20 protein-coding genes are annotated in these 18888 nt (G+C 70.0%); 10 read left to right on the forward strand and 10 right to left on the reverse strand.

Annotated elements, in window-relative coordinates:
- The first annotated feature begins 22 nt into the window (after nt 1-22).
- The 5 genes from ABZ863_RS04410 (at nt 23) to ABZ863_RS04430 (ending at nt 3087) form a co-directional block, all read left to right on the forward strand.
- On the forward strand, nt 23-847 hold the full coding sequence (locus tag ABZ863_RS04410) for an inositol monophosphatase family protein (RefSeq protein WP_358530986.1): 825 nt from the start codon (nt 23-25) through the stop codon (nt 845-847).
- Nucleotides 848-1035: 188 nt separating this feature from the next.
- The gene (locus ABZ863_RS04415; protein ID WP_358530987.1) at nt 1036-1797 is read left to right on the forward strand and encodes a metalloregulator ArsR/SmtB family transcription factor; all 762 of its coding nucleotides are present in this window, start codon (nt 1036-1038) and stop codon (nt 1795-1797) included.
- Nucleotides 1794-2093, forward strand: coding sequence for a DUF1905 domain-containing protein (locus ABZ863_RS04420; RefSeq protein WP_358530989.1), 300 nt, complete (start codon nt 1794-1796; stop codon nt 2091-2093). Before ABZ863_RS04415 ends, ABZ863_RS04420 begins: the two co-directional genes overlap by 4 nt.
- Nucleotides 2090-2476, forward strand: a complete 387-nt coding sequence (locus ABZ863_RS04425) for a VOC family protein (protein ID WP_358530991.1) — start codon at nt 2090-2092, stop codon at nt 2474-2476. Before ABZ863_RS04420 ends, ABZ863_RS04425 begins: the two co-directional genes overlap by 4 nt.
- Before the next feature lie 26 nt (nt 2477-2502).
- Entirely contained in the window at nt 2503-3087 is a 585-nt protein-coding gene (locus tag ABZ863_RS04430) for a TIGR03086 family metal-binding protein (RefSeq protein WP_358530993.1), read from the forward strand.
- Nucleotides 3088-3174: 87 nt separating this feature from the next.
- Here ABZ863_RS04430 and ABZ863_RS04435 read toward each other — a convergent pair whose 3' ends face one another.
- A complete protein-coding gene (locus ABZ863_RS04435; protein ID WP_358530995.1) occupies nt 3175-3609 on the reverse strand; it encodes an SRPBCC family protein in 435 nt (144 codons plus the stop codon).
- 197 nt (nt 3610-3806) lie between these two features.
- Between ABZ863_RS04435 and ABZ863_RS04440 the strand changes: the two genes are divergently transcribed.
- Nucleotides 3807-5072: an SLC13 family permease gene (locus ABZ863_RS04440; protein ID WP_358530997.1), complete on the forward strand. Its 1266-nt coding sequence runs from the start codon at nt 3807-3809 to the stop codon at nt 5070-5072.
- Nucleotides 5073-5078: 6 nt separating this feature from the next.
- A complete protein-coding gene (locus tag ABZ863_RS04445; RefSeq protein WP_358530999.1) occupies nt 5079-5561 on the forward strand; it encodes a universal stress protein in 483 nt (160 codons plus the stop codon).
- 14 nt (nt 5562-5575) lie between these two features.
- Here the strand turns inward: ABZ863_RS04445 and ABZ863_RS04450 are convergent, their stop codons facing one another.
- From ABZ863_RS04450 to ABZ863_RS04475, 6 genes are all read right to left on the reverse strand, one after another.
- Nucleotides 5576-7198, reverse strand: a complete 1623-nt coding sequence (locus ABZ863_RS04450; protein ID WP_358531001.1) for an NAD(P)/FAD-dependent oxidoreductase — start codon at nt 7196-7198, stop codon at nt 5576-5578.
- Nucleotides 7199-7276: 78 nt separating this feature from the next.
- Nucleotides 7277-8449 (reverse strand): homoserine O-acetyltransferase, encoded by a 1173-nt coding sequence (locus tag ABZ863_RS04455; RefSeq protein ID WP_358531003.1) that lies wholly within the window; start codon nt 8447-8449, stop codon nt 7277-7279.
- The gene (locus ABZ863_RS04460; RefSeq protein WP_358531005.1) at nt 8446-9753 is read right to left on the reverse strand and encodes a bifunctional o-acetylhomoserine/o-acetylserine sulfhydrylase; all 1308 of its coding nucleotides are present in this window, start codon (nt 9751-9753) and stop codon (nt 8446-8448) included. The genes ABZ863_RS04455 and ABZ863_RS04460 overlap by 4 nt, the downstream gene beginning before the upstream one ends.
- Before the next feature lie 164 nt (nt 9754-9917).
- On the reverse strand, nt 9918-10160 hold the full coding sequence (locus ABZ863_RS04465) for a hypothetical protein (protein ID WP_358531007.1): 243 nt from the start codon (nt 10158-10160) through the stop codon (nt 9918-9920).
- Nucleotides 10161-10224: 64 nt separating this feature from the next.
- Nucleotides 10225-10890 (reverse strand): GntR family transcriptional regulator, encoded by a 666-nt coding sequence (locus tag ABZ863_RS04470; RefSeq protein ID WP_358531009.1) that lies wholly within the window; start codon nt 10888-10890, stop codon nt 10225-10227.
- A 22-nt stretch (nt 10891-10912) separates the two neighbouring features.
- Entirely contained in the window at nt 10913-12097 is a 1185-nt protein-coding gene (locus ABZ863_RS04475) for an acyl-CoA dehydrogenase family protein (protein WP_358531252.1), read from the reverse strand.
- A gap of 78 nt (nt 12098-12175) precedes the next feature.
- Here ABZ863_RS04475 and ABZ863_RS04480 point away from each other — a divergent pair, with 78 nt between their 5' ends.
- Together ABZ863_RS04480 and ABZ863_RS04485 are read left to right on the forward strand one after the other, a co-directional pair.
- Nucleotides 12176-13291 carry a CoA transferase gene (locus tag ABZ863_RS04480; RefSeq protein WP_358531011.1) on the forward strand — a complete coding sequence of 372 codons (1116 nt, stop codon included), beginning with the start codon at nt 12176-12178 and terminating at the stop codon, nt 13289-13291.
- Between the two features lie 41 nt (nt 13292-13332).
- Entirely contained in the window at nt 13333-13671 is a 339-nt protein-coding gene (locus ABZ863_RS04485) for a Clp protease N-terminal domain-containing protein (protein ID WP_358531013.1), read from the forward strand.
- Here ABZ863_RS04485 and ABZ863_RS04490 read toward each other — a convergent pair.
- Complete coding sequence (locus ABZ863_RS04490) at nt 13668-15125, reverse strand: NAD(P)/FAD-dependent oxidoreductase (protein ID WP_358531015.1); 1458 nt, start codon at nt 15123-15125, stop codon at nt 13668-13670. The two genes, ABZ863_RS04485 and ABZ863_RS04490, sit on opposite strands and share 4 nt — an antisense overlap.
- Nucleotides 15126-15265: 140 nt before the next feature.
- Between ABZ863_RS04490 and ABZ863_RS04495 the strand changes: the two genes are divergently transcribed.
- The gene (locus tag ABZ863_RS04495) at nt 15266-16027 is read left to right on the forward strand and encodes an SDR family oxidoreductase (RefSeq protein ID WP_358531016.1); all 762 of its coding nucleotides are present in this window, start codon (nt 15266-15268) and stop codon (nt 16025-16027) included.
- Nucleotides 16028-16038: 11 nt separating this feature from the next.
- On the opposite strand, the gene ligD is transcribed toward ABZ863_RS04495, so the two are convergent.
- Both ligD and ABZ863_RS04505 read right to left on the reverse strand, forming a co-directional pair.
- Complete coding sequence (gene ligD / locus ABZ863_RS04500) at nt 16039-16992, reverse strand: non-homologous end-joining DNA ligase (RefSeq protein ID WP_358531017.1); 954 nt, start codon at nt 16990-16992, stop codon at nt 16039-16041.
- Nucleotides 16993-17024: 32 nt separating this feature from the next.
- Nucleotides 17025-18884, reverse strand: coding sequence for a Na+/H+ antiporter (locus ABZ863_RS04505; protein ID WP_358531018.1), 1860 nt, complete (start codon nt 18882-18884; stop codon nt 17025-17027).
- Nucleotides 18885-18888: the final 4 nt, after the last annotated feature.

Consider the following 18888-nt stretch of genomic DNA (forward strand, 5'->3'; position numbering starts at 1 on the left):
TACAGTTCGGCAGGATGAGCACATGAGCTCGATGATCCCGTGGCCCGTTCCCGAGCCGGACCTGCCCATCGGCGTGGATGCCGCACTCGCCGAGGCCGCGCGGGCGGCATCCGCGGCCTACGCGCAGGCCCGGCGGCACTACAGCAGGGCGGAGCTCGCCGAGGAGATCGCCGCCGGCGCCGACGGCACCCCCACCATGCGCGTCGACCGGATCGTGGAGGACGCGATCGCCGAGGCGGCGCACCGCCATGGTGTGAACCTGCTCAGCGAAGAGGCGGGCTTCGTCGACAACGGCTCGGCGGTCACACTCGTCGTCGACCCGGTGGACGGTTCGGCCAACGCCGCCGCAGGCGTGCCGCTGTGCTGCTTCGCCGGGGTCGTCGCCGTGGACGGCCGCGCTACCGAGGCACTGACGACCTGGCTCGACACCGGCCGCGCCTGGCATGCCGTCACGGGTGAGCCGGTGCCGTTCCGCACGACCGGCCGCACCACCGTCGACGGCGCGGCCGTCAACCTGCTGCGTCCCAAACCCCGCGGCGCCCGCGCCTGGCAGCGCATTGCCGATCGCGCGGGCCGGGTCCGGATCCTGTCCAGCACCGTGCTGGAAGCCGCATTCGTCGCCGAAGGCGCGATCGACGCCTTCTGCGACCCCGGCTCCGACACGCATCGCATCGTCGACCTGGCCACCGCGCTGGTGACCGTGCCGGCCGCGGGCGGAGCGGTGCTCGACGCGCGTGGACGGCCGCTGGAACTCGACCCGGACCTGACGCGGCGCTGGTCCGGAATCGTCGCGGCCAGCCTGCCGCTCGCCGAGGAATTGGCCGAACTCATCACCCGCGACGCCTGAGCGGACCGGTGCGACATCCCGGCTGACGAGCGCACGATCGCCGCGGTCCGGTCCGAACGGTGGTCCAGCAGTCACTGCGCACCGCCCACTGGTTCTGCCACATGGCCAGACAGAGCGACTCCGCTCGCAGGCGACGACTGACGTTGACGCCTTGACATGAAACCATATGGTTTCCTAAACTCGGATGAGTGGAACCCGTGTTCAAGGCGCTTGCCGATCCGACGCGGCGCGAACTGCTTGACGAGCTGTTCCGGCAGGACGGTCAGACGTTGGGGGCGCTGGCTGGCCGATTCGCCATGACGCGTGTGGCAGTGGCCAAGCACCTGCGGCTACTGGAAGAGGCCGGGTTGGTGACCTCCCGCCGCCGAGGCCGGGAGAAGCTGCATTACCTCAACCCTGTGCCGATCCGGTTGGTCCACGACCGGTGGGTCAGCAAGTACACCGAGGCCTGGGCGGCCGGCCTCGTCGATCTCAAACGCGACCTGGAGGCGAACATGGAGAAGGTCTTCGAAATCTATATCCGGACCACCCCGGAACGGTTGTGGCAGGCGATCACCGATCCGGAGTCCCGGGCGCGTTACCAGTTCGGCGCGCGCATCAAGTCCGAGTGGGCGCCGGGGTCGAGTTACCAGGTGGAGCACGCCGGAGCGCCGGGCCCGCTCATCGAAGGTGAGAACCTCGAGATCCAGCCGCCGCACCGGCTGGTGCAGTCCTTCCACGCAGTCTGGGACGACGATGTCGCCGCCGAAGGCACCAGCCGAATCACCTGGGACATCGAGCCGGTCGGCGACTCGTGCCGGCTCACCGTTACCCACGATCAGCTGCGCGAGGGCGCCGACGAGCACCTCTACGGAGGCTGGCCGATGATCCTCTCCGGACTCAAGACGTGGCTCGAAACCGGACAGGAACTCACCACACCAGGCTCACTCATGTACGGAGGATCGCAATGACCGCTCTCGACAAGACGTTTACGGCGGTTCTGCAACGTAGCCCGAAGAAAGGCGGCTGGACCTACGTCGTCATGCCCGGATCGGCCGAGTTCTTTGGTACGCGCGGCCTCGTCCGCATCCGCGGCAGCATCGACGGCCACCCGTTCCGCGGGGCGTTCATGGCCATCGGCGACGGCACCCACAAACTCGCCGTCCCCGCCGAGGTGCGCGCACAGATCGGCAAAGAGGCCGGCGACCCCGTCACCGTGCACCTCGGTGAACGCATCCCACCGACCCCACGAAGGAGCACCCGATGACCGCGACGAAGACCCACATCACCGGAGTCCGAACCGTCAGCATCCCCGTCGATGACCAAGACGCCGCGCTGCGTTTCTACGTCGGCACCCTCGGATTCACGATGCTGCGTGACGGCCCCATCCCCAACGGCGGGCGTTGGATCGAACTCGCCCCCGGCGCTGACACCATCATCGTCACCCTCGAGCCCGCCAACCCCGATGTGAGCCGCGGCGCTATCGGCATTCGATTCACCACCGACGACGCCGAAGCCGCGCATGCCGAACTGCGAGCCGCCGGTGTCGACACCGATGAGATCTTGCGCTGGCCCGGAATCCCAGCGATGTTCGCCTTCCGCGACCCGGACGGCAACGTCATGTCCATCACCGAAACCGCTGCTGACTGACAGGTCAGCCCCTACGCTGGTGTGCCATGACGGATTTCGCGGCCAGGTACCGGCGGCGCGCCGATGCGGTCGAGCGCACGATCGCCGCTGTCCGACCCGACCAGTGGCCCAGTCAGTCACCCTGCGCGGCCTGGACCGCGCGCGACGTCGTGGCCCACCTGATCGACATGCACGGCGCCATGTTGCATCCGGTCGGGCGCTCACTCAGTGCCGCGCCGGCTGTGGCGGACGATCCACTCGGCGCCTTCCGGGCGGCCCGCGCCGATCTCGAAGTCGTGATCGGCGATCGCGCGCTGACCACCAGCCTCTGCGAGACGCCTACCGGCAGCATGACCGTCGAGGAGCACATCGACCGCGTCGTCAGCGATGACATGGTGGTCCACCGCTGGGACCTCGCGCGCGCGACCGGCCAGGACGAGGCAATGGACCCGGATGACGTCGAGCGGCTGTGGGCGCTGTACACGACGATGCCGCCCGACCTGCTGGACAAGTTACGCACACCCGGCGCGTTCGGCCCCGGCATCGAGGTACTCGGACCCGAGGTCGCGGTCGTCACGGACGCGCCCCTGCAGGACCGCCTGCTCGGCCTCGTAGGGCGGGACCCACGCTGAGTCCTGGCTTCTGGGCGTCTTGGGGGTGACGTGTGTCTGAGGCTGGAATGCGCGAGGATTTTTCCCAAGCACGAGCCGTATAGGGCGTTATACATCTAGCTGGTGCTGGAACGCTTTCTCGATCAGCTCCTTGAACCGCCACAGGTCGCCGTTCACCCGCCGATCGATCACACCGGTCCTGTCGGGCACGTTCTCGACGAAACCCTCCGGATCGATGTCCAACTGCGCCGTCACCCTGGTCACGCCCTCCCCTATCCGGTGGAACATGATCACGCCGGCGTGGCCGGGCCCGGAATCCGACGTCCACGCGACCCGTTCGTCGGGATGCCGCTCGGTGACAGTCGCGTCGAACTCACGTGTCGCGTCACCGAGCCTGGTGACCCAGTGCATGTGCGTGTCGTCGATCCACCGGACCTCCTCGACTCCTTCCATGAACTCCGGGAACGACTCGAAGTGCGTCCACTGGCGGTACGCGGCGGAGACCGGGACGTTCACGTCCACCGCCTTGGTGATGGTGCTCACCGCGACCCTCCTGTTCGCGTTGGGCGCTGTCACAGCTGCCGGTTACCCGCGCCGCGGGCACGTACACCTTCGGCACGTTTTCCTCCTGCCGGTCCGGGAAACCCACCGCCGAGGAGGAACCGCATGGCTGCCGCGTCCGCTGCGTACCCGCGGCCGTCGCTGTTGTCCGAAGTGGACCGGCTCGTGGCGGGCCCGCCATGGTGAGTGGTGCGCCGGCCGAGACACTCTCCGTCGCGCTGCTGCTGCTGGTCCTCGGCTTCGCGGTGGTGCGCCCGCGGGGCTGGTCCGAAGCGGTCGCCGCGGTCCCCGCCGCCGTTGTCCTCATAGCCGCCGGGGCGGTCTCCCCTGCCGACGCCGCCGCCGAGATACAGCGGCTTGCGCCAGTGATCGGCTTCCTGGCCGCGATACTGGTGCTCGCTCAGCTGTGCGACGACGAGGGCCTGTTCCACGCCTGCGGCGCGTGGCTGGCCCGGATCACGCGCGGGTACCCCCACCGCCTGCTGGGCGGGGTGTTCGCGGCCGCGTCGGCGATCACGGCGGTGCTGAGCCTGGATGCGACCGTCGTGCTCCTCACGCCGGTGGTCTTCGCCACCGCCGCCCGGGTCGGCACCCGCCCGAAACCACACGTCTACGCCTGCACCCACCTGTCCAACACGGCCTCACTTCTCCTGCCGGTGTCCAACCTGACCAACCTGCTGGCGTTCGCCGCGAGCGGGCTGAGCTTCACCCGCTTCGCCGCCCTGATGGCCGCGCCATGGCTGGTCGCCATCGCCGCCGAGTACCTGGTCTTCCGGCGGTTCTTCGCCAGCGAACTGGAGGCCGGTGCGGCCGCGACGCCCAGCACCGAGCCACCGGAGCTGCCGATCGTCGCGCTGGCCGCGCTGGTGGCCACCCTCGCCGGGTTCGTACTCACCTCCGCGGCGGGCGTGAACCCGGCGTGGGCTGCCCTGGCCGGCGCCGTGCTGCTGGCCGGGCGGGCGCTTGCCCAGCGCCGTACCCGGGTCACCGGCATCGTGCGGGCCGCGGCGCTGCCGTTTCTCGTGTTCGTGCTGGCGTTGTCGATCGTCGTCCGCGCGGTGGTGGACAACGGCCTCGCCAGCGCGCTCGGGCATCTCGTCGCCGCCGGGACCAGCCTGCCCGCACTGCTCGGTGTCGCCGCTGTGGCTGCCGCGCTGGCGAACCTCATCAACAACCTCCCGGCCGTGCTGGTGCTGCTACCAATCACCGTCCCGGCAGGGCCTGCGGCAGTGCTGGCGGTCCTGCTCGGGGTCAACATCGGCCCGAACCTCACCTACGCGGGGTCGCTGGCCACCCTGCTGTGGCGGCGCATCGTCCGCCAGCACGACACCGACGTGGGACTGGCCGAGTTCACCCGGCTCGGCCTGCTCACCGTCCCGCTGAGCCTGATCCTCGCCGTGCTGGCGCTGTGGGCTTCGCTGCATACGATCGGGATCGGAGCGTGAACCGGCATGGCCGTCATCGTCTGGATCGCCGAAGGCACCTGGCCTGCGTGCGTGGATGCTGCCCGCACCCACGCGCCCGAGGGCGCCGAGGTCGTCCTGCTCCACGTCATCGACGAAGACATCCCCGGCGCCGCCCACGGCGCATTCGCCGGCCTACTCGGCCGCGGCAGGCCGGACCGTGATCCCGGTGCCCGGCTGGAACACCTGGCCGCCGAGTCCGCCGAAGCTCTGCTCCAGGGCGCCGCCGAGCGGTTCGGGCGCGCCTGCGTCCGGCTCGAACGAACCGGGCGCGTCGAGCGCGAGGTCGTCGCCGTGGCCGACGGTGCCAACCTGCTCATCCTTGCCCGGGACGGCGATCGCACCCGGCTCGGACCGCGCAGCCTCGGACCGGCCACCCGGTTCGTCGTCGATCACGCTCCCTGCCCGGTCCTGCTGATCTGGCCACACGCCGCGCCCGGCATCGCCACCATGGCACCGCCACCCCGGTAGGCACCGGTGAGCACTCAGTCCGCGTAGACCGCACCCTGCAACGTCCGCATCAGCCGGCCGTACAGCCCGCCGCCCACGCCCGCCCTCGCCAGTGCGGCCCTGGCCGCGTTGGCACCGGGCCCGCCGTGCACGGCACCGCCCGGGTGTGCCGAGGCGCTGGCCAGGAAGAGCCGGTCGATGGGTGTGTCGGACCGACCCAGACCCGGCGTCGGCCGGAAGACGAGTTGCTGGTGGATCACCGCGCTGCCGCCGTTGACCGCACCTTCCACGAGGCTCGGGTTGCTGCCCTCCAGCTCGCGCGGCCCCTGCAGAAAACGGCCGCGGATGCGGGTGGTGAAACCGGGGGCGTGCCGTTCGATGGTGCCTTCGAGGTGGTCGGCGTAACGGCGCAGCCGATCGCCATCCCACGTATCGCCGCGTGGCACGTGCGTGTACGCCCACGCGGTCTCTGTCCCCGCTGGTGAGCGGGACGAGTCGGCGGTCGACATCTGCCCCATGATCAGAAACGGCTGCTCGGGGACGCGGCCCGCCGCGAGATCGGCGCTGTAGCGCGACAAGCCTGCGAGATCGAGATCCAGGTGGATCGTGCCCGCGGCGGATGCCTCCGGGTTACGCCACGGGATCGGCGCCGATAGCGCCCAGTCGACCTTCACCGTAGCGTCGTCCCAGGTGAACCGTCGCGCATCGGCCACGAGTCGCGCGGGTAGTGCCTCGGCACCGACCAGCCGCAGGTACAGCGCTGGTGCGGGCACGTCGGCCAGCACCGCCCGCCTGGCCCGTACCAGCGCACCGGAGTCGTCCACGACGCCGACCGCCGCGCCTCGCGCGGTGAGCACCTTGGTCACGGCGCGACCACAGGCGATCCGGCCACCACGCGCCTCCAACCGTCGCACCAGCGCACCGCTCAGCCGCCCGGCACCCCCCTGCGGCACGGGGAAGCCGACGTCCTGGGCGAGCATGCAGAGCAGCCAGCCGAACACCGCGCTGCCCGCATGCCCCGGCCCGAGATCGGTGTGCAGGCCGTTGCCCGCCAGCAGCAGCCTTGCGCCGTCACCACCGAACCGCTCCCGACCGAGTGCACTGGCCGGCATCGTGACCATCCGGGCGAAGCGCAGGGCGTCCGCGGCGCCGAGTGTGCGCAGGAGCCGCGCGCCGGAACGCACCGGTGGGAAGGGTGTGAACAGCGCCCGCAGGAAGGGTTCGCGAATGCGTGACCACGCGGCGACCTCGGCGGCCCAGGCATCACCGTCGCCAGGCTGGAACCGGGCGAGGGAGGCCATGGTGTGTTCCAGTGACCGCGACACCACGGCGCAGCGGTCGTCCGGCAGGATGTGTGCGAGCACCGCGGGAGCGTGCCGCCAGCGCAGGCCGTACTCGTCGAGCCCCAGCCCGGCGATGATCGGCGACACCGCCGCCATCGGGTAGAACGCGCTGAACCGGTCGTGGTGGAAGCCCGGTTCGATCAGCTCCGCGGTCTGCACGGCCCCACCCGGCTGTGCGGTGGCTTCGAGTACCAGCACATCCCAGCCCGCATCGGCGAGTAGGTTCGCGGCGACCAGGCCGTTCGGGCCCGCGCCAATCACCACCGCATCAGCCGTCTCCACAGCACCCTCCACGGCCACGGCGTACCCGGTCACCCGATCACTACACCTGGTTTCGCCGTCGACGGCAACGGCCGCGGCGCACCGGCCGGGGTCGAGTCCACAACAGACGGTTCACCAGGTGGCGCCGCCGGCGGTACGCACCGCGCCGAGCAGGTCCGTCAAGAGCGCCGCGACCTGGTCCACCTCGACGAGAAACCCATCGTGGCCATGTGCGGACGACAGCACACCCAGCCGCGCCGCACCGGGGATGTCCGCGGCGAGCAGTTCCTGCTGCTCCAGCGGGTACAGCCGGTCGCTGTCCACGCCCGCGACGACCGTCGTCGCGGTGATCCGGCGCAGTGCCTGCTGGACGCCACCACGGCCACGGCCCACGTCGTGCAGGTTCATCGCCTCCGACAGCACCACATAGCTGCCCGCGTCGAACCGGCGCACCAGCTTGCCGGCGTGATGGTCCAGATAGGACTCCACGGCGAACCGCCCGCCCGCCCAGGGGTCCTCCCCCGGCTGTGGCGACCTACCGAAACGGGCGGCCAGCTCGGGTTCGCTGCGATACGTCACATGCGCGATGCGGCGTGCCATCCCGAGCCCGCGGTGTGGGCCATCGCCCTCCGGCGCGAAGTAGTAGTCGCCGCCGCGCCAGCCCCGATCGCCCCGGATGGCGGCGAGCTGGGCCGACGTCCAGGCGATCTGGTCGGCGCTGGTCTGTGCTGCCGTGGCGAGCACGGCGAGGCCGCGCACCCGCGCCGGGTAGCTCACCGCCCACTCGAGTGCCCGCATACCGCCCATCGAGCCACCGACCACCAGTGCCCAGGAGGCGATGCCGAGGTGATCGGCCAGCGCGGCCTCCGCCGTGACGAGGTCACGAACGGTCAATGCGGGGAAACGGCTGCCCCACGGCAGCGCGTCCGGCGCTGTCGACGCAGGCCCGGTGCTGCCCTGGCAGCCGCCGAGCGCGTTGGGCGCGACGATGAACAGCTCCGCCGGATCCAGCGCCCTGCCCGGTCCGACGAGGCCATCCCACCACCCCGCCATGGGATGGCCGGGCCCGGCCGGTCCCGCGACGTGGCTGTCCCCAGTGAGCGCATGCAGGACCAGGACGGCGTTCGACCGGTCCGGAGCCGGCGTGCCCCACGTCTCGTAGGCGAGCCGGTAGCCGGGAAGCACCCTGCCGCGCGCCAGCCCGAGCGGCTTCGCGGAGACGAACCACTGCCGCCGGCCCTGTGGGTCGCCGTCGCGCCAGGCAGCGCTGACCGGATGGCGACCCCGGGCCGCCGTCAGGCTCACAGCTGGTCCTTGGCCGCCCGGAAACCCGCCTCCAGATCAGCCTTGAGGTCCTCGATGCCCTCCAGGCCAACGGACAGCCGCACCAGTCCCGGCGTCACACCGGTGACGGCCTGCTCCTCGGGGGTGAGCTGGGAGTGCGTGGTGCTCGCCGGGTGAACGATGAGGCTGCGCACGTCACCGATGTTGACCAGCTGGCTGAACAGCTCGGTGCCGTCGACGAAGGCCCGGCCAGCCTCGACCCCACCACGCAGTTCGAAGGAGACCACCGCCCCCGCTCCCTTCGGCAGATACCTGCGCGCCGCCTCATACCACGGGCTCGACGGCAGGCCGGCGTAGTACACGGCCGCCACCTCGTCGCGTGCCGCGAGCCACTCGGCGAGCGCCTGCGCGTTCTGCACGTGCCGGTCGAGCCGGAGGGAGAGCGTCTCGATGCCCTGCAACACGAGGAAACTGGTCAGCGGGGCGATGGCGGCGCCGGTGTCACGCAACAGCTGCACGCGCAGCTTCGCCGCGAACGCGCCAGGACCGAGCGCCTCCCAGTACCTCAGCCCGTGGTAGCTCGGGTCCGGTTCGGAGAAGTCCGGGAACCGATCGGCATGCGCGCCGAAGTCGAAGGTGCCGCCGTCGACGACCACACCGGCCACGGCGGTGCCGTGCCCGCCGAGGTACTTCGTGGCCGAGTGCACCACGATGTCCGCACCATGCTCGATGGGCCGCAGCAGGTAGGGCGTCGGCACCGTGTTGTCGACCACGAGCGGCACCCCGGCCGCGTGCGCGATGCGGGCGAGGGCGGCGATGTCCAGCACGCTCGACCGTGGATTGGCGAGTGTCTCGGCGAAGAACAGTTTGGTGTTGGGCCGCACTGCGGAACGCCACTGGTCCAGATCGTCCGGATCGTCGACAAAGGACACCTCGATGCCCAGCTTGGGCAGCGTGTAATGGAACAGGTTGTAGGTGCCGCCGTAAAGCGAGGCGCTCGATACGAAATGGTCACCAGACCGGGCGAGGGTGAGAATGGCGGCGGTCTCGGCCGCCTGACCCGATGCGAACGCCACCGCGGCCACGCCGCCCTCCAGTGCGGCCACCCGCTGTTCGAGGACATCCTGCGTCGGGTTGTTGATCCGGGTGTAGATGTTGCCCGGCTCCGCGAGGCTGAAGAGGTCCGCACCATGCTGGGTGTCGCGGAAGACGTAGGACGTGGTCTGGTAGATCGGTGTGGCGCGGGCGCCAGTTGCGGGATCGGGCGCCGCACCGGCGTGGATCTGCTGGGTCTCGAACGACCATCCCGCTGGCGTGCTCGTCATGTCGGGGGCCTGCTTTCTGTGTCGGAAACGGTAATCGGATGGTCGCGAACCGCACACAGTTAACGACCGGATTCGTTTCCGGCGCACCCTGTCCCACAACTCGGAACAATTCTCTGAAAATAATGTGATTGTGTTCGGCGCGAAATGAATCCGCGGACTGTGTGTCAGTCCACGGTCGCCGTCTCCTGGATCGTCCAGTCCAGACCGTGGTCGGCCAGCGTGTCGAGGAAGCCCGCAGGATCGAATGCCTGCGCTGCGGCGAGCACTCCGCTCTTGGTGTCGCCTGTAGCCAGCCGTGTGGCCGCCTCGACGGCGATGACGGCGGTGGTCCCGTAGGTGTCCCGGCCCCGGATCGTCCCGTGGGTGCGGTTGCCCGCCAGGCCAGTTCCGGAAGAAGCACCGGACAAGCCAGCCATCGCATCACAACCCGGAATCGCCGACCGCCACGCTGCGCACAACACGAACGCGGGCCTACCGACCGTCGTCGGCGAGGACGCGCGTCAGTACGTCGAGCGCGCGGGAGCGGTGGGCGTCCAGCTCGGCGACGAGGGTGTCGGCATCGCGGCGGCGGACGGCGGCGAGGATCTGGTCGTGCGAATGCACCGCGTGGGTCCGCTCCTCGGGTGAGTTGTAGTACAGGGCGCGGTAGGCCTCGGTGGAGTCCCAGAGCAGCCGGATCAGCCGCATGGTGTGTACCTGATCCGGCGACTCCAGCAGTCCGAAGTGGAACCGGCGGTTGGCCGCGAGCTCGGCGGCGACATCGCCGCGCTCGGCGGCCTCGGCACAGTCCCGCGCCGCGAGCGCGATGCGCTCGATCGCGTCGTCGTCGAGTGTGGGCAGCGCCCGGCGCGCGGCCCGCTCCTCCAGCACCTGGCGCAGCGCGTAGATCTCCTGCAGATCGGCCGCGTTCAGCTCGGTGATGAAGTATCCGCGCCGTGGCCGGTAGACGACCTGCCCTTCCTGTTCGAGGACACGAAGGGCCTCCCGCACCGGCGCGACGCTCACCCCGAAGTTGTCGGCGATCTCCTCCTGCCGGACGCGCTGCCCTGGCCGCAGCTCACCGGCGATGATCGCCTTGCGCAGGCCGTCCAGCGCGTGCTCGGCCGTGGTACCGGGTCCCGTCTGCCGCGTGCTCACCGGCTGACCCTATCCGGCGGGCTCAGCGGAACGCCTGGATCCCGGTCAGCGCGCCACCCACGACGAGGGCATGCACATCGGCGGTGCCCTCGTAGGTGACCACCGACTCCAGGTTGTTCATGTGCCGGATCACCGGGTACTCCAGGGTGATCCCGTTGGCACCGAGCACCTGCCGAGCCGTGCGGGCGACATCCAATGCCGCGTTGACGTTGCCGAGTTTGCCCATGCTGACGTGCTCGGGCCGCAACGTGCCCGCGTCCTTCATCCTGCCCAGGTGCAGGGCGAGCAGGGTGGCACGGTTGACCTCGAGCGCCATCGTCGCCAGCTTCTGCTGCTGCAGCTGGAACGAGGCGATGGGCTTGCCGAACTGCACCCGGGTGGTGCTGTAGTCCACTGCGGACTCGAAGCAGGCCCTGGCCGCCCCGGCCGCGCCCCACACGATGCCGTACCGGGCCTCGTTGAGGCAGGACAGCGGCCCCCGAAGCGAGGTGGCACCTGGCAACACGGCACTCCCGGGAAGCCGTACCTCGTCCAGGATGAGCTCCGAGGTCACCGACGCGCGCAGCGACAGCTTGCCGTGGATGTCCTGCGTGCTGAAACCCTTGGTGCCACGGGGAACCACGAACCCGCGCACCCCGTCCTCGGTGCCCGCCCACACCACCGCGACGTCGGCCAGGGAGCCGTTGGTGATCCACATCTTCTGGCCGTGCAGGATCCAGTCGTCGCCGGAACGCCGCGCATAGGTGCGCATCGAACCGGGGTCCGAGCCGGAATCCGGCTCGGTGAGGCCGAAACACCCGACGGCCTCACCGGCGGCCATCCGCGGCAGCCATTCCTGCTTCTGCTCCTCCGAACCCCAGCGGTGGATCGCGTACATCGCCAGCGAGCCCTGCACCGACACCAAGCTGCGCACCCCGCTGTCGCCGGCTTCGAGCTCCAGGCAGGCAAGGCCGTAGGCGGTGGCGCTGGCACCAGCACAGCCATAGCCCTCCAGGTGCATGCCGAGCACGCCCAGCTTGCCCAGCTCACGGGGCAGCTCGCGGGGAATCCTGCCCTCCTCGAACCACTCCCCCACATGCGGCGTGACGTGGTCGCGGACGTAGGCCCGGACGACATCGCGAATGTCGCGTTCCTCGTCCGACAGCAGGGCGTCGATCGCCAGATAGTCCCGCGGGTTGACGGCGCTGGCTTTACCGGCACTGGGCATCGTGCTCATCTCCTTGACCTCGTCTACCGCAGACCCTAGCGTGAATCTTCGAAATTCGAAAATAAGGAGATCTGGCATATGGCTTCGTCGCTGAGCGGCCTGCGGGTCGTCGACTTCTCGCGGGTACTCGCAGGCCCTTTCGCCACGATGCTGCTCGCCGACCTCGGCGCCACGGTGACCAAGATCGAGCGACCGCACACCGGGGACGACACCCGTAGCTGGGGACCACCCTTCGACCCGGGTGGCCAGTCCACCTACTTCCAGTCCGTCAACCGCAACAAGGACAGCGTCACCCTCGATCTGTCCACTAAGGATGGCGTCGAAGTGGCCCGCCAGGCCGTCCGCGGCGCCGATGTCGTGGTCGAGAACTTCCGGCCAGGCCTGCTCGACGGGCTCGGGCTCGGCTACGCGGAACTCTCCGCGGCCAACCCGGGGCTGGTGTACTGCTCGATCACCGGCTTCGGCCGGGAACGCGGCGCGGAACTGCCCGGCTACGACCTGCTGGTCCAGGCCCTCGGCGGGCTGATGAGCATCACCGGCACCCCCGACGGTGAGCCGCAGAAGGTGGGGGTCGCCGTCGTGGACGTCTTCGCCGGACTGTTCGCCACCGTCGGCATTCTCGCCGCGCTGCGGCACCGCGACGCCACCGGCGAGGGTCAATGGGTCGAGGTCAACCTGCTGTCATCTCTGCTCGCGGCGCTGGTCAACCAGGGCGCGGCCTTCACCTCGGGCGGTGTCGTGCCGGCCAGAATGGGCAACCAGCATCCCAGCATCGCACCCTACGAGGTGCTGCCGTGCGCCGAGGGCGACCTGGTTCTCGCGGTGGGCAACGACCGTCAGTTCGGCGCCCTCTGCACGGTGCTGGGGACACCGGAACTCGCCGACGACGCCCGTTTCGCCACCAACACCGCACGTGTCGGCAACCGCTCGGCCCTGCGTGCGGAACTGGTGCACCTCTTGGCCACGCGGACAGCGGCGGAGTGGGCGAAGGAGCTGACCGCTGCGCGGGTTCCCGCCGGCGTGGTCAACGACATGGCAGGCGCGTTCCGGCTGGCCACCGAGCTCGGCCTGGCGCCGATCGTCGGCCTGCCCCGCGCGGACGGCACCGAGGTGCGGCTGACCCGCAACCCGATTCAGCTGTCGGCCACTCCCCCGGCGTACCGGTCGGCACCGCCACAACTCGCTTGTGACTAACCCCAACTAACGGTCCGGCAGCCAATGCGCTCGAGCTGACCGTGACGGAGGCCGTCGCACTCGGCTACAACTATGTCGGCTGCGAGCACCTGTTGCTCGGCCTGCTCGGCCTGCTCGGCCTGCTCGGCCTGCTCGGCCTGCTCGGCGAACCGGACGGAACGGCCGGGCAGGTCCTGCGCGATCTCGGTGTCGACCTGCGCTCGGCGCGCCGGGCAGTCGTGGCCGCACTCACCGGCTACGCCCATCTCCGCGCCCAGACCGGCAACCAGCCCACAGTGGACCCCGCAGGGATGGCGGCGGCGGTGCGGCAGGAACTTCGCCCCGTCCTGGAGCGGATCGACCGTCTCGAACAGCATGCCGGTCTGTCTACAACGGACTAATGTGCGCCGGCGAAGCGGATGTCGTCGTCGACGGGGCCGTAACGCATGAGGAGCACATCTCGCGGGTAGTTCTGGTGCAGCCGCCATGGCGTGGCCGGCCCCTGCCTCGGTAGCGCGCTCACGCCGCGAAGGACATAGCCCGCGGTGAGGTCGATCAGCGGCTCGGCCGGCAACGCCGCTGACGGCGGGGTCGGCGTGCACTGCCGGTAGCCGCGGGCGTCCATGTGGTTGAGCAGCCGGCAGACGTACCCGCTGACCAGGTCGGCTTTCAACGTCCACGAGGCGTTCGTGTAGCCGAGGGTGAACGCGAAGTTCGGTACCCCGCTCAGCATCATGCCCTTGTACGCGACGGTGCCTGCGAGGTCGACCTCCTCGCCGTCGACGGTCAGCGTCATCCCGCCGATGGGCAGCAGGTTGAGCCCGGTCGCGGTGACGATCACGTCGGCGTCGAGCTCCGCACCCGACGCGAGGCGGATTCCCGTCTCCGTGAAGGTTTCGATCGTGTCGGTGACGATCGAGGCCCCGTCGGCTCGCAGGGCCCGGAACAGGTCACCGTCGGGAACGAAGCACATCCGCTGATCCCACGGCTGGTACCGCGGGGTGAAATGGCGGTCGACCTCGTAGGCGGCGGGAAGGCTGTTGTGCACGCCCATGCGCAACAGCTTCTTCACCAGCGCGGGCCGCCTGCGGCTCAGCTGGAACAGCGCCGTAGCCAGTAGGACATTCTTCCAGCGCACGATCGGGTAGACCGCCCTGGCGGGCAGTACGCGGCGGAGCACGCCCGCGAGGGCATCCCGGGCCGGCAGGGACAACACGTAACCCGGTGAGCGCTGCAGCATCGTGACATGCCCTGCCGTGCGCGCCAGTGCAGGCACCAGCGTCACCGCTGTGGCTCCGCTGCCGATGACGACGACGCGTTTGCCGGTGCAGTCCAGCTCCGCGGGCCAGTGCTGCGGGTGCGCCACCGTGCCGGCGAACCGGTCCGCGCCGGGAAAGTCCGGCGTGTGGCCCTCGTCGTAGCGGTAGTAGCCGGAGCACACGAACAGGAAGCCACATGTCAGCAGGACCGTCTCACCGGTGTCGGTGCGCTCGGCCTCGACCGTCCACTGTGTCCGGCCGGAGTCCCACTCCGCACGGACGACCCGGTGGTGGAACCGGATGTGCTCCTCGATGCCGTGCTCGCGCGCGGTGTCGCGGATGTACTCGCGGATCGATGCACCGTCGGCAATGGAATCAGCCCGGGTCCACGGCCGAAAGGAATAGCCGAGGGTGAACATGTCGGAGTCCGACCGCACGCCCGGGTAGCGGAAGAGATCCCAGGTGCCGCCGATCTCGCCGCGTGCCTCGAGGATGGCGACGCTCTTGCCGGGGCAGCGTGTCCGCAGCTGACATGCCGCGCCGACGCCGGAGAGTCCGGCGCCCACGATGAGCACATCGACGTGATCTCGCGACATCTCACTCCCGGTTCCGCGCAGAGCCATCCAGCGCAGCCAACTACGACCCGATCGCGCCGGTCAAGCCCCCTTGACAAATCAATTTGTCAAGGGTCAGATGGAGTCATCGGGGAGGTTGACCACAGTTAAGGAGCACAACCGTGTTACTCGCTGGAAAGAACGCCATCGTCTACGGAGCCGCCGGTGCCATCGGCACCGCCGTCGCCACCGCTTTCGCCAGGGAGGGCGCCACCGTCCATCTCGCCGGACGGACGAAGAGCAGGCTCAACGCCGTGGCGGAGAAGATCCGTGCGGCCGGGGGCCAGGCCGAAACGGCTGTCGTGGACGCACTCGACGAGGCCAGGGTCGACGAGCACGCCGATGCCGTGGCAGCCACGGCCGGCAGCATCGATGTCTCGTTCAACCTCATCGGCTACGAGGACGTGCACGGCACGCCGCTCGCGGAGATGTCACTGGAGGACTTCGACCGGCCGATCCGGATCGCGACCCGGTCGATGTTCCTGACCACCCGCGCGGCGGCTCGCCAGATGATCAAGCAGCGTTCCGGCGTGATCCTCACCTTCGGCGGTGACAGCGGCCGCGACCCGATGCGGGACTACTACATCGGCGGCTTCCAGGTCGCGCTCGGAGCCGTCGACGGCCTGCGCCGTCAGCTCGCGGCCGAACTCGGCCCGCACGGCATCCGCGTGCTCACCCTGCACACCGGCGGGATCACCGACGCGATACCGCAGGACTATGTTCACCATGACGAGATCGAGCAGATGGTCGTCGGCAAGACCATGCTCGGCCGGGCGGCGAGTTTCGCCGACGTCGGCAACGTCGCCGTGTTCGCGGCCTCGGACCTGGCCGCTTCCATGACCGCGACCGCGCTCAACATCAGCTGCGGAGCCACCGCAGACTAGGTCGGTGCGGGTCAGGCTTGGCGGCGGGCGCGGGCTCGCCGCTTGCCCTCGTGCATGGCCTGCACGCGGGGTATGGGGATGGCCCTCCCCTCCTCGATCAGCCCGGCGCTCAGCGGCTGCGGCGCGGGCATCGACTCCGCCCACGGATCACGCGTGCCGAGCAGGCGCGGCACGTTGTCGATGGTGAACTGGTCCGGGCTGACGCTGGCCAGGTCGTCCCACGCCACCGGGAAGGAGACCGGAACGCCCGGCCGCACCCGCGGGCTGTACGCGGCGATCACCGTCGCCCCGCCGGCGCGCGTCGCATCGAGGAAGACCCTGCCGCCGCGGTCCTCACGCAGGAACGCCGTCGTGACCAGTGCCGGATCGAGCCGCTCGGCCCGCGCGGCCAGTGCCCGGGTCGCCGCGGCCACCTCCTCAGCCGTGGCCTGCGGCACCACCGGAACGAACACGTGCACGCCCTTGGCGCCGCTGGTCTTCACCACGCCGCTCAGCCCGGCACCGGTGAGCGTCTCGCGCACCAGGTGGGCTGCGCGCACCGCCGCCGCGAACCCGTCGTCGCCGGGTGGATCGATGTCCAGCACGAGATGCGTGGGGTGCTCCTCCTCGCCTACCCGGTGCAGGGTCGGGTGGTATTCGACGGCGCGCTGATTGGCGAACCACAGCAGCGTGCGCCGGTCGTTGCACAGCGCGTAGGCCACCTGCCGCTGCGACGACTCCGACCACAGCTCGACCGTGCGCACCCAGGACGGCGCGTACCGGGGCACGTTCTTCTGCATGAACGGTCCCTGCCCGCGCAGCACCCGCACCACCGACAGCGGACGGTCCCGCAGCTCGGCAACGAACCGCTCACACATCGCGTCCAGGTAGTCCACGAGGTCGCGCTTGCGTGCGCCCGCCCCCGCGAACAGCGGCTGATCGAGATTGGTCAGCGCAACCCCGTCCCGCTCCTCGTCAGCGCCCATCGGATCACCATTCCGCAGGCACGCCGACGCGGTCAACCCAGCTGCTGGTCCACGTAACACCAGCGCCACGTCTCACCCGGCTCGAAGCTGCGTATCACGGGGTGGCCGGTCCGGTGGAAGTGCCGCGTCGCGTGCCGCCGGGGTGATGAGTCGCAGCAGCCGACGTGCCCGCAGAGCAGGCACAGCCGCAGATGCACCCATTCGCTGCCCTCGGCAATGCAGTCCAGGCAGGTGTCCGGCGAGTCGGGCGAGGCGTCGCCGCGCGCGGAGGCCAGATGCTCGCACGAACGCGCGGTCGCGGCGGGTGTGCGGAGCTCGCGATCGGCGGCCGCTTCCTCGTCCCGGGCGCGGTCGAGCATGGACTCCTCGATGTCGAGGCGCGCCAGCACGCGGGCGAGCACGACGTCATCTACGCGGCGTGCCGCCCGCACGGCAAGGAATGTGTCGCGTTCGGCGTCCAGCATCTCCAGGCGCAGGCGCCGGTAGGCGTCGCTCGGCGTCTCCGCCACGGCGCTCTGGCGGCCGAGCTGCTCCCACGCGGCGTCCGCGCGCGTGCGCACCCGCTCGCGCAGGCGTTGCACGACATCGTCCGAATCGGTGGGCTTGCGCACTTGTTCGAGCCGGTCGAGTGCTGCCTGGGAAAGTTCGTCCAGCATGGCGGCCTCCTGCAACGCATCTTCCGCCGGGTCTGGTGCGGGCAGCCGCAGCCTGCGCACGAGTGCCGGCAGCGTTGTGCCCTGCACCAGCAGCGTACCCGCCACGACGACGAACGCGGCCAGTACGAGAACGGCCCGGTGCGGGATGCCGGTCGGCAGCGCGAAGGCCGCCGCCAGTGTGACCACGCCACGCATTCCGGCCCACGACAGCACGGTCGTGTAGCGCCACGGCCAGGCGTGCACGCCGGCGATCCGCCGGAGCACGCCGATGGCGAACATCCACACGAACCGCAGCAGGATGACCCCGGCCAGCACCGCCACGCAGGTCAGCACGATGGTGCTGCCTGCAAGGTTGCTGCGGCCCACCTCGGTGAGGATGCGCTTGAGCTGCAGGCCGATCAGCAGGAACACCATGTTCTCGAGCAGGAACTGGACGGTCTGCCAGTTCAGCCGGCTCGCGAGCCGCGACGGCCCGGACAGCATGGTGGGGCTGCGGTACCCCACGATGAGTCCGGTGGTCACCACCGCGAGCACGCCGGAGCCGTGGATCAGCTCGGCAGGCAGATAGGCCAGAAATGGTAGTACGAACGAGAACGCGGTGTCGGCGACCGGATCCTCGAGGCGGGTCCGGATCATGCCCGCCACGAGTCCGACCACCGCCCCCACCAGCACGCCGCCTGCGACCGCCAGCAGGAAGTCGCCACCGGCCTGCAACACGGTGACCGAGCCGCCGATGGCTGCAATCGCCGTGCGCAATGCGACCAACGCGGTCGCGTCGTTGAACAGGCTCTCCCCCTCCAGCAGGCGCACGACCTTGCGGGGCAGGCCAACCCGCCGGGCGACCGCGGTGGTGGCGACCGCATCCGGCGGCGCGACGACCGCACCGAGCGCGATGGCCGCGGCGAGCGGCACGTCCGGCACGATCAGCCACACGAGCACGCCGATCCCGAGCGTGCTGAAGACGACCAGGCCGACGGACAGCAACGCGATCGGACTGCGGTTGACGCGGAAGTCGACCAGCGACGAGCGGATCGCGGTCGCGTACAGCAACGGCGGTAGGAGCCCGAGGAGCACGACCTCGGGGGTCAGCTCGTACTCGGGAACGCCCGGGAGGTACGAGACGGCGACTCCGGCGATGACCAGACACAGCGGCGCGGACCAGTTGAGCCGCTTGGCCGCCGCCGTGACCAGGAGCACGCCGAGTACCAGCCCGGCTATGGCTGCCGCAACTTCCATTCAC

Origin of the sequence: Saccharomonospora sp. NPDC046836 (assembly GCF_040645195.1) — a bacterium.
GTDB lineage: Bacteria > Actinomycetota > Actinomycetes > Mycobacteriales > Pseudonocardiaceae > Prauserella_A.